Origin of the sequence: Anaplasma phagocytophilum, from assembly GCF_023476575.1 — a bacterium.
GTDB lineage: Bacteria > Pseudomonadota > Alphaproteobacteria > Rickettsiales > Anaplasmataceae > Anaplasma > Anaplasma phagocytophilum_A.
Genome location: NZ_JAHLEX010000024.1, coordinates 1 through 9182, shown reverse-complemented (window position 1 = coordinate 9182; position 9182 = coordinate 1). Strand labels below are relative to the sequence as shown.

6 protein-coding genes and 2 pseudogenes are annotated in these 9182 nt (G+C 41.8%); 7 read left to right on the top strand and 1 reads right to left on the bottom strand.

Annotation, left to right across the window (positions count from 1 at the left end; all coding sequences use genetic code 11):
* From KPX09_RS02120 to KPX09_RS02085, 7 genes and pseudogenes are all read left to right on the top strand, one after another.
* Positions 1–201 (top strand): annotated as a pseudogene (locus tag KPX09_RS02120) (TrbC/VirB2 family protein); the annotation flags it as partial.
* Between the two features lie 13 nt (positions 202–214).
* Positions 215–604: a TrbC/VirB2 family protein gene (locus KPX09_RS02115; protein WP_249548744.1), complete on the top strand. Its 390-nt coding sequence runs from the start codon at positions 215–217 to the stop codon at positions 602–604.
* 13 nt (positions 605–617) lie between these two features.
* Positions 618–986, top strand: a complete 369-nt coding sequence (locus tag KPX09_RS02110; protein ID WP_249548743.1) for a TrbC/VirB2 family protein — start codon at positions 618–620, stop codon at positions 984–986.
* 336 nt (positions 987–1322) lie between these two features.
* The gene (gene virB2-8, locus KPX09_RS02105) at positions 1323–1694 is read left to right on the top strand and encodes a type IV secretion system protein VirB2-8 (protein WP_249548742.1); all 372 of its coding nucleotides are present in this window, start codon (positions 1323–1325) and stop codon (positions 1692–1694) included.
* A 156-nt stretch (positions 1695–1850) separates the two neighbouring features.
* Complete coding sequence (locus KPX09_RS02100; protein WP_249548741.1) at positions 1851–4235, top strand: VirB4 family type IV secretion system protein; 2385 nt, start codon at positions 1851–1853, stop codon at positions 4233–4235.
* A gap of 292 nt (positions 4236–4527) precedes the next feature.
* A pseudogene (locus tag KPX09_RS02090) lies at positions 4528–4926 on the top strand (P44/Msp2 family outer membrane protein); the annotation flags it as partial.
* A gap of 285 nt (positions 4927–5211) precedes the next feature.
* Positions 5212–8553, top strand: coding sequence for a hypothetical protein (locus KPX09_RS02085; protein ID WP_249548738.1), 3342 nt, complete (start codon positions 5212–5214; stop codon positions 8551–8553).
* A gap of 431 nt (positions 8554–8984) precedes the next feature.
* On the opposite strand, the gene KPX09_RS02080 is transcribed toward KPX09_RS02085, so the two are convergent.
* Positions 8985–9182 (bottom strand): P44/Msp2 family outer membrane protein (locus tag KPX09_RS02080; RefSeq protein ID WP_249548737.1); only part of this gene is annotated, 198 nt, incomplete at its 5' end.

The window sequence follows — 9182 nt, the reverse complement described above, 5'->3', positions numbered from 1 at the left end:
GTAATTTTAGGATCCAGTGTAATGGCAATCTTTGGACGTCTTGCATGGCCTGCTATAGCTATGTTGATAGTCTTCACAGCAATATTCTTTGGATCAAGTAAGATAATAAGTAAGTTTGCCAAAGGAGTTGGAGAATTGGACGCAGATAAGTTCGATTGTAGTAAAGTGAAGGATGAAGAATCAGGCTCTGTTTCATCATAAATAGAGGTTAACCATGTCAAAAATTGTAAGATTTTTCAAGAGTACAACAGGTATGTTCCTCTTACTGCTGTTATGCAGTCAAGGTATTGCTATGGCTATGCCTGGTGCTGCATCCGCGGATGAACATAATGGAGATACATCCAAGGTAATCTGCAATGTAGTGATGTTTGTGCAGAAATTGGGTCTACCTATAATGACGGGAGTAATTTTAGGATCCAGTGTAATGGCAATCTTTGGACGTCTTGCATGGCCTGCTATAGCTATGTTGATAGTCTTCACAGCAATATTCTTTGGATCAAGTAAGATAATAAGTAAGTTTGCCAAAGGAGTTGGAGAATTGGACGCAGATAAGTTCGATTGTAGTAAAGTGAAGGATGAAGAATCAGGCTCTGTTTCATCATAAATAGAGGTTAACCATGTCAAAAATTGTAAGATTTTTCAAGAGTACAACAGGTATGTTCCTCTTACTGCTGTTATGCAGTCAAGGTATTGCTATGGCTATGCCTGGTGCTGCATCCGCGGATGAACATAATGGAGATACATCCAAGGTAATCTGCAATGTAGTGATGTTTGTGCAGAAATTGGGTCTACCTATAATGACGGGAGTAATTTTAGGATCCAGTGTAATGGCAATCTTTGGACGTCTTGCATGGCCTGCTATAGCTATGTTGATAGTCTTCACAGCAATATTCTTTGGATCAAGTAAGATAATAAGTAAGTTTGCTAATGGAGTTGGGGATCTAAAAGCGGAGAACTTCGATTGCAAGAACGTACAAGGCAAGTAATTAGCCATATTTCAGCATAATTCATAGAAACACTAAAACATCCCGCAGGTAGAAGTCCTTCATCGTATCTGCGGTAGGGGTACTGCAATGCATTTTTCATAGAGAAGTAATTGCAAAAACAGGATGAAAATTTTCATTTATGTTCGTAACTAAGTTGATTATAAGCACAGACAGAGGCAGTAACTTATTTTTTCCATATCTTCGGACAAATTTGCAAGCATTCTGTGCGGTGCAAGGACCTTATAGTTAAAAATATAAGAAACATAATTTATTAGATGAGCGAAGTAGATTATTATATAAAGATGAGTAAATAAATTTTTAAGAAAGGTCTCTGAAATGTTTACGAATATATTACGTTGCTGTGTAATAAGTATTATTTTTTTTATATTTTTAATATTACCAGCTGTTTCCGTAAGTGCTGCACCTGTCGCGCATGCTGCGGGGGATGGAGAAGTGATTTCTAAGGTGATATGTAATGTTGTAGTTTTTGTGCAAAAGTTGGGATTGCCCATAATGACAGGTGTAATACTAGGCTCCAGTATTATGGCGGTATTTGGTCGATTGGCATGGCCGGCAATAGTTATGTTAGTTGTATTTACTGCTATATTTTTTGGTGCTGGAAAGCTGATATCTAAATTTGCTGGAGGTATTTCAGAGCTAGGCGCAGAAGACTTTGATTGTCGTGTGTTAGCTGGGAAGAATATCTAGCAGTGGCTTTTTGTTTAGGTAATCATGTTTTGCTTGGTGATACGCGTCGCGAGTCCGTATTCTGAGTTCACAGAATGTTAAGTGTGAGAATGTACTAGTACTTTCTGTCTATGCGGAGTTGCGTGAATTTTTACAGGGGCTTTGCCAGTGTCTTTTGTGGATAATTTGGTTTTTAGATTCAGGTCTAAAAGAGGAGATAATCGCTTTGTGGAAGCGGAAAAGAGTGGTGGTACTGAGAGGGCTAAGTCCTCTTATGCGGAGTATGTTACTCCGGCCTGCCACTATGATGATAACACGCTTTTGAATAAGGGTGGGGAGCTTGTCCAGATCATAGAGGTTGTGGATAGTGAGTGTGCTGACGGTGTGCAGTCTCTTAGAGATGGAATAAGAAAATGCATTTCCAGTGTTAAGGATCCTGATGTTGCATTTTGGGTGTACACAGTACGTGAGAAGAAGAAGTTTGATCTAGAATGGAGAAGCACTGGGGATTTTTCGGATACTCTGCATGATGTGTATAAGTCTTACATTGATGAGAAGTATGAGACTTATGCAAATAAAGTGTACGTAGCTGTGGTAGTGAAGCATCTAGCAGAAGGCCTAGATGGTATGGTAAATGCATTGTTGTTTAACCGAGTGATGAACAAGCATAAGAGTTACTTGGCGAAGCGTGCATCGTACCTGACAACAGTGACAGATAAGATAATGGGGGATTTATCGGATTTTTCCACTAAGAAGCTTGGACTTATAGATTGTGGAGACGGACGATGGAGGTCGGAGTTACTGGAGTTTCTTAGCTATCTAGTAACATTCAGGCACAGGGAGTGTTATCTGGAGACATGTGATAACGCGCATACTGTTTCCGCAGGTTGTGACCTGCACATGGGCTTTAACGCTTTTAAAGTGATAGACAACGAGAAAGTTAAGTATGGTGCAATTCTAGGGGTCAAGGTTCATGTTAGTGAGAGTTTAGATGCAGTGGACGCATGTTTGCAGCAGGGATGTGAGTTTATAATTGTTGAAATAATAAAGTTTACAGAGGGTAGGGAGCTCAAGAAGCTATATGGTAGGCAGGCAGCATTGCTTGAGATTAGTGGAGATGAAGATTTGGCAAAGCTAGGGCATTTACCTACCATTATGCAGCTTGAAGACAGTGCGTATGGCGACTGCTGTGAAAGACAGGTAAATTGCGTTGTAATAGCAGATGGGCTGCAGTCGTTAAGGAGTGGAATCAACGGAATGGTTTCGGCGTTTTCTACGATAGGGGCGCTGGCAGTGAGGTTGGACCTAGCTATGGAGGACAGCTTTTGGGCGTTGATGCCTGGGAATTTTCGGTATGTTATTTACATGAAAGCTGCGTTGATGCAGAAGGCATGTACTTTTGTTGTTTTGCATAGTTATCTATCTTTTTCCGCTAGCAATACTAAGTGGCCTGATTCGATTACTGTGTTTTTCTCTAGTCGTGGGTTGCCGTACTTCTTTAATTTTCAGTGCACAGGTAAAGGGCATACGGTGTGTTTAGGACCGCATGACTCGTCTATGACCACGCTCTCCAATTTCTTACTTTCTGAGGCAAGAAGATTGCAGATCAGGTCTGTTGTTTTTGACTATAGTGGAAAGTCGGTAATATACGCGAATGCGATTGGAGGTAGCTATCACCGGATAGATGATAGGCCAGAGCATGTTAGTGCGACGTTTAATCCATTCAATGTTGAAGATACAGCAGTAAATCGTGATATAGCTGCGGGAGTGTTGTACAGGATGGTCAGGCCCGCAGCTGATACTTGTGATGTGGTGAGGCAGGCAGTATTGGGGGTCGTGGATGAGATCTTTGCGATTCCGCTGGAAGAGCGCACTAAAGAGAGAATTGGTAAGTGCGTTAAAGTTTTGGGTGGAGGCGTAAACATTTGGTTTGGCAACGGAAGGTTTGCGCATTTACTGACGGATTCTGCTAACATACAGTGGAATGCCGAGTTTCTGGGTATCAACGCGGCTATGCTTGTCAGTAAGACGGAATGTCTATCAGTGGTGCTATACTATATAGTACGTAGTATGGAAAATCATCTTGACGGCAAGCCGTTGATTTTGGTGATGTACGAAGCCTGGCTTCTTGACTTTGTGTTCGAAACGGAGAGTGAGTTTGATAATTGGGTAAACGGTCTTAGTGAGCTTAATGTTGTGGTCGTTTTCGCTTCTGAAAATATTAAAGCGATATCTTCTAGCAGGATCATTAAGTACCTAAGTAAGCATGCTGACACAAGAATATTTATGCCCAACTTTATGATGGGGAGCAAACAGCATGGGCGTATGTTCGGCCTTACACAAGAGGAGCAGGACGTTATGTTGCAGATTTCACAGGCTGAAGGGCATTTCTTTTTAAAGCAAGGGAATGCATCGGTTGTATTATCTTTGAAATTGCCAACACGAGAGAGCCGTATTCTAACAGCGAATAGGACAAGCATAAGGATGATGTATGAGGCTATTGCGGAGAAAGGCAAGGATTGGATAGAGGCTTTTCATGATAAATGTGATGCGGCTCAGTAAGTTAGTGATAGTGCTGTAAGGCGTAGGCAGTTTATTGGCTTTGCGGTGTTTATAGCTGCTCCGTTTCGTAGCCTTAATATTAAAGCAAGGAAGATGAAGCATATACAGTATATCTACTAGCTAAGGAGTTAGCTTATGATGTAGTGTCTCTCGTTTACAAATGAGTTTAATATGCGAGGAGACTGAGTAACTACGCTCCTCCGAATATCTAAAAGCAGTCTCTAGGTATGTTTTGTCTCGTAATCTTTGGATTTCATATCTGGTTTATGTATAGGGTGCTCTTATTAGATAAGGTAAGGACATTGTTCACTTTGCTAAGGCTGTTGAAATCTCTCATCCCATCATCGATGGGAAAGTGTGTAGGACGAAGCCTAAGAGCGGAACATCCGGCGATTATGGAAAGTATGCTGCAAAATCTGATATAGGCACGGGTAGTGCAACTGCACTTTGTGCTGGCGAAGGGAATACTAGTGGTGGTACAGAGCCGCAGTTTTTGAGGGACTTTGTCCGTGAGACTCTAGGAGACGGAAGTAGGAATTGGCCTACGTCGACTGCGAAAGATGGTAAAAAACCCACTCCAGTAGCTAACGACAACGCCACAGCTGTAGCGAAAGACCTAGTAAAGGAACTCACCCCTGAAGAAAAAACCATAGTAGCTGGGTTACTTGCTAAGACTATTGAAGGAGGCGAGAATTAATGTATTAAGTGTGTGCAAATGAGACGTCATTATCGCTGTTTTGCTGGTATTCTAATGCTAAGTCTCTTAGACAATTAAGCTTATGGCATAATCGAAGTGTTTCACTCAAATCTGAAGATAGTGATTTGCTATATTCTACATTACATCCGAAGCAGTTGTTACGCATGATACAACTTTATTGTTGACGTAATATAAGTATTCTCTCGTGTGGATAGTTACCTATTAGCGAATTTTTAATGATGCTGATGTACCGTGCAGAGTGCATTTGTATGGGTTATCATGTCGCGTGGGTTTGTGTATCTCAATGCAGCAGTTGTACTTACATTGTATTTTGGGATCACTGCAAGCAGTTCTGCAAGTGACTGTAAAGCCGCTTATCAGGGAGCAAGTACACAGCCTATGCTTGAGACTTCGCACTTGTTGGAAGAGGAGGATCGACTGAAACTACGAGTATGCGGAGCTTCACCTCAGTGCGGAAGTTGCGTCGATATGGCTCCCGGAGATTGTCGGTACGTCTTTCCTACAAATGTTATGGTATATACCGAAAAGAGCAGTGATAATGTCGAAAGGATATGTTCATGCCAAGTATTTGCGTGTTATCTTCCGTGGGATCCTCTAGGATTTGCAAGAAAATGTACTACGCATCTTGAATGCTTTACAAAACCTTTACGTCGTTCCATAGCGGAGCTCCCCAGAGCATTGGTAGGACGCTCAGGCAGGATTGCGAGTGTTACGTTTAGCCCCATGTCGTTTATGTATCAGAGTTATGGCAAACCTGGTGTTGTAGCGAATATATACATCGGGGATAAGCTGCAGAAGAGAAAATATCTGTTTCCACAAGTGCAAACGTACAGTACACGTGGATTGATCCCTCATGGATGTACTACTACTAAGACAGGGGACACAAGATGCAGGCTATTATCTGCACCAAAAAATATTAATAAGACTTTGAGTTCAGGTGGGATCCTCTCATCAGCTAAGATAAAAGAAGGCATACAAAGCTTCAGATACTATGCTGTTAGAAGAAATGATAAGGTATGCATTAATTATCATGAGGAAAAAGGTTCTTCCACTGCTGCGGTACAAAAGAAGGTACAGTGTTTTCCTATACCTGAGTTGCAAGCTCCTAGGATGTACGCGCTTAACGGTGACATAAAAAATCGGAAAACACTGCTTCTAGATCTAGAGATTCTCAAGATGGGGCTAAGTTCTAAAGTACTGAAACAATGCATCACAATGGGTTATGGAGATGATCATGATGAAAAGGAAGAGTGTCTGCCCGATTCGCTTGCGCTACTTAAAATGCCTATGGATATGGAATATGCTAATGTACAAAATGGTGGTGATTGTATCCTCGAAAGGATACGTGGCAAGGGTGCAGAGGATAATAAGGGTATAGTAAAGTTTGATGGCTATTCTATATTGGCATATAAGTACGCTTCAGAGTTACAGAAGATGTGGCTAAAAAAGGGCGTGTGGTTATCCGATCCAGTAAAGTTGTGTAGATTTGCTATGCAGCATAGGAGGAAAACGAATGAAACTGATGGTGTTTCAAAAACCTCAGCGTGTGAATATGCTACTCAAAGAGTTGAACGGCTTATTACGACAAATAGCCTATCTGCTGCAATTAAAGAATACGGTGAAGATAGGTCCTCGTGGCATGATTTTAAAAGGGGTGGAATGGTATTATGCCATATAGTGGCTGAGAGTGATAACAAAGAATATGAAGTTTTACGGGTTGTAGATTGCAGTAAGGAGGAATGTGAATCAAAAATTGCGAGTAAGCTACATCCTGCAGCATCTCGTGTTAGGGTCAGAAAAAAGCCTAAGACGTTACGGCGTTATGCAGAGGTGAGTATAGGGAGCATAACTAAACGCGTGAGGTGTGATGACAAGTACTCTATTCCCCTACATAGCATAGGGCAAAAGGTTTTAGATGAGTCTAAGGTTTCTGGTAATAGGTTTAAACTACCACGAGATTATTTGCAGAATAGTGTTATGGATAACAGTGAGCATCCCTGCACGAATGCAGAAGCTGTGGTGTATTACTATGAAGGTGGGGGATTTATAGAAGGCTATGATAGTAAAGGATGCGGCAATTACGTTGAGGAATACTATGCTCCAGGTAAGAAAATTGTGGGTTGTGAGTACGAGTATGTGAGAACGGACAACTATAAGCCGTTTCTTTCTGGTGTAGGGGATGTTGCAAGTCTCTCACTGGTACCCCTGAGTATATACGAGCAAGGCTTTTGCATTGATAACTTCAGTAAAACTTGGTTTAGGCCTACGTACAATAATGTGAATTTCCATATTGAGCAAACAGCGCAGGAAAAAGTAGATGTATCTTTGGTTGAGAAAGTAGTGCAGCATGTTACATCTGGAAGACAGGATATTTCCATTGAAGCTTTCGTGCAGGAACTTGGGTTGAAACAATCAGATGAGAAAAAGCGAAAAGAAATGCTGGCTGCGTTGAAAAAAATTGAGGAAGAAGTAAAGAAGAAAACAGCCTTGAGTAGTAGTGAATGTTGCGTTTGGAAGAGTAGGGTAACGGTAGGGAGCGATAAAGCAGTCTCTTATGAGCAAGTGAGGTCAACATATCGATATCCTGTTCCTATGGTTACGGATTCTAATGTGCATGATGACAAGAAGCGAGAGGATAAGTGTACTCTGTACAAGATCGAAATGTGGGCAGGAGGTGAAGCGGCGTCTAAAACTGTGTTAGGTAAAAAGCGTTCTGGACGTCCGGGCCAGTATGCAATGCTAGTGCTAGATTTTGAGAAGTTGAAATCTCAAGCTAAAACTAGTACGGAAAATTCACAATCCCAGAAGGGTGCTGAAGACCCGTGGTGGAGTTCTGCAGTGGAATCCATAAATAAAGCGCCGCATCACTCATTAATTATGGAAATAGGTGAAGGAGGGCAGCCCAGCGATGATAGGGCAGTTTCTAAAGGGGGTGATACAGTTCTAAAGCTGTGTAAAGATGATAACCGCACTAACACAGGGCAATCCGGTGCTGACATCTGGCCACATGTAGAGCAGGCAATAACATCAATGGGAGCTGCAGATTCTGCTAAGAGAGGAAGTTCTCACTCCTGCTATGAAGTAGCAAGAGTTGTTGGAGGGGGAAGCAGTGTAATTGGTGAGCCACAGTACGAGATAGCAAAGGATTTAATTGTTTATTATAGGACAATAACGGGGGATGTGTTAGCTAATGACGATGGAGGCGATGGTTTGCTGGAGAACAATAACGCTATGTTTACAAAATTCTCATTCGAGATGAATCTGCCTACACAAAGTGTCGCTAGAGATGATGCGTTTCTTAAGGGTCTACTAGGGAACAAGAATTACGTGGAAGGTCGTAGTCTTCCTAGACGACTTTGTACTTGGAAAGAAAAGCGTAGTACATCTCAGGAAAAGAGCAAGAACGCTTTTATTCCCGGTATGGGTGGGTGTTGGAAAAGCGATGAAAAAGGACAACTGACCGTTGCAGCGATACCTGGAGTAGGAGAAAACGGGGCAGTGATGATAACATGCGAACGTTGGGGTAATTATTCTACTAAAAAACAGCCCCCGAAAAAAAAACCTCAGCGCCGAGTTTCACTATCACCAGGAGGACTATAAATGCTTGCTAGTTTGCAATATTGAAGCTTGTGTTAAGACACCTAGTTAAAGCCCGCAGATGCAAGATCAAGTGTTGACTGCATGAAAGGCATTGAGTTGTAAATAAAGAAAGAATGAAAGCAGACATCCAGAAAGTAGGAATCTTCGTGTTTCTCAGAAGCAGGCCTACGCTAGTGTATACATAATACGAAGAAGTGTTTTGTACTCTGTTCACTGCACCAGGCTGCTAGCATCGTTCTTAGTGCAGTGCAGCTTTTTAAGATGCAGCTGTGGGGTTTTCTGACGTGATTACAGCTGTAAATGGGTTTTAGTAATTTGGTAATTATGGTTATATAGCTGGTTTAGTATTAAAAATTACCTCTTCATTTGATAGAGAAAGTTTCGTGCTAGAGTCTAAATAGCGTAAGGTACCCAACATCCAACAAACCACCTTAAAAAGCAAACCTAACACCAAATTCCCCACCAACATAAGCCATGGAGAAGTTGGCAATAGCAGTATCCTTAGTACGGCCAGCAGGACTAGTATCATCTACAAGACGTTGAGCAGGAAGATCATCATAGACACCATCTCCAACAACACGATGGTAGAAGCCCCCAGCAAAAGCGGAGATTTCAGGAGAAAGCTGATA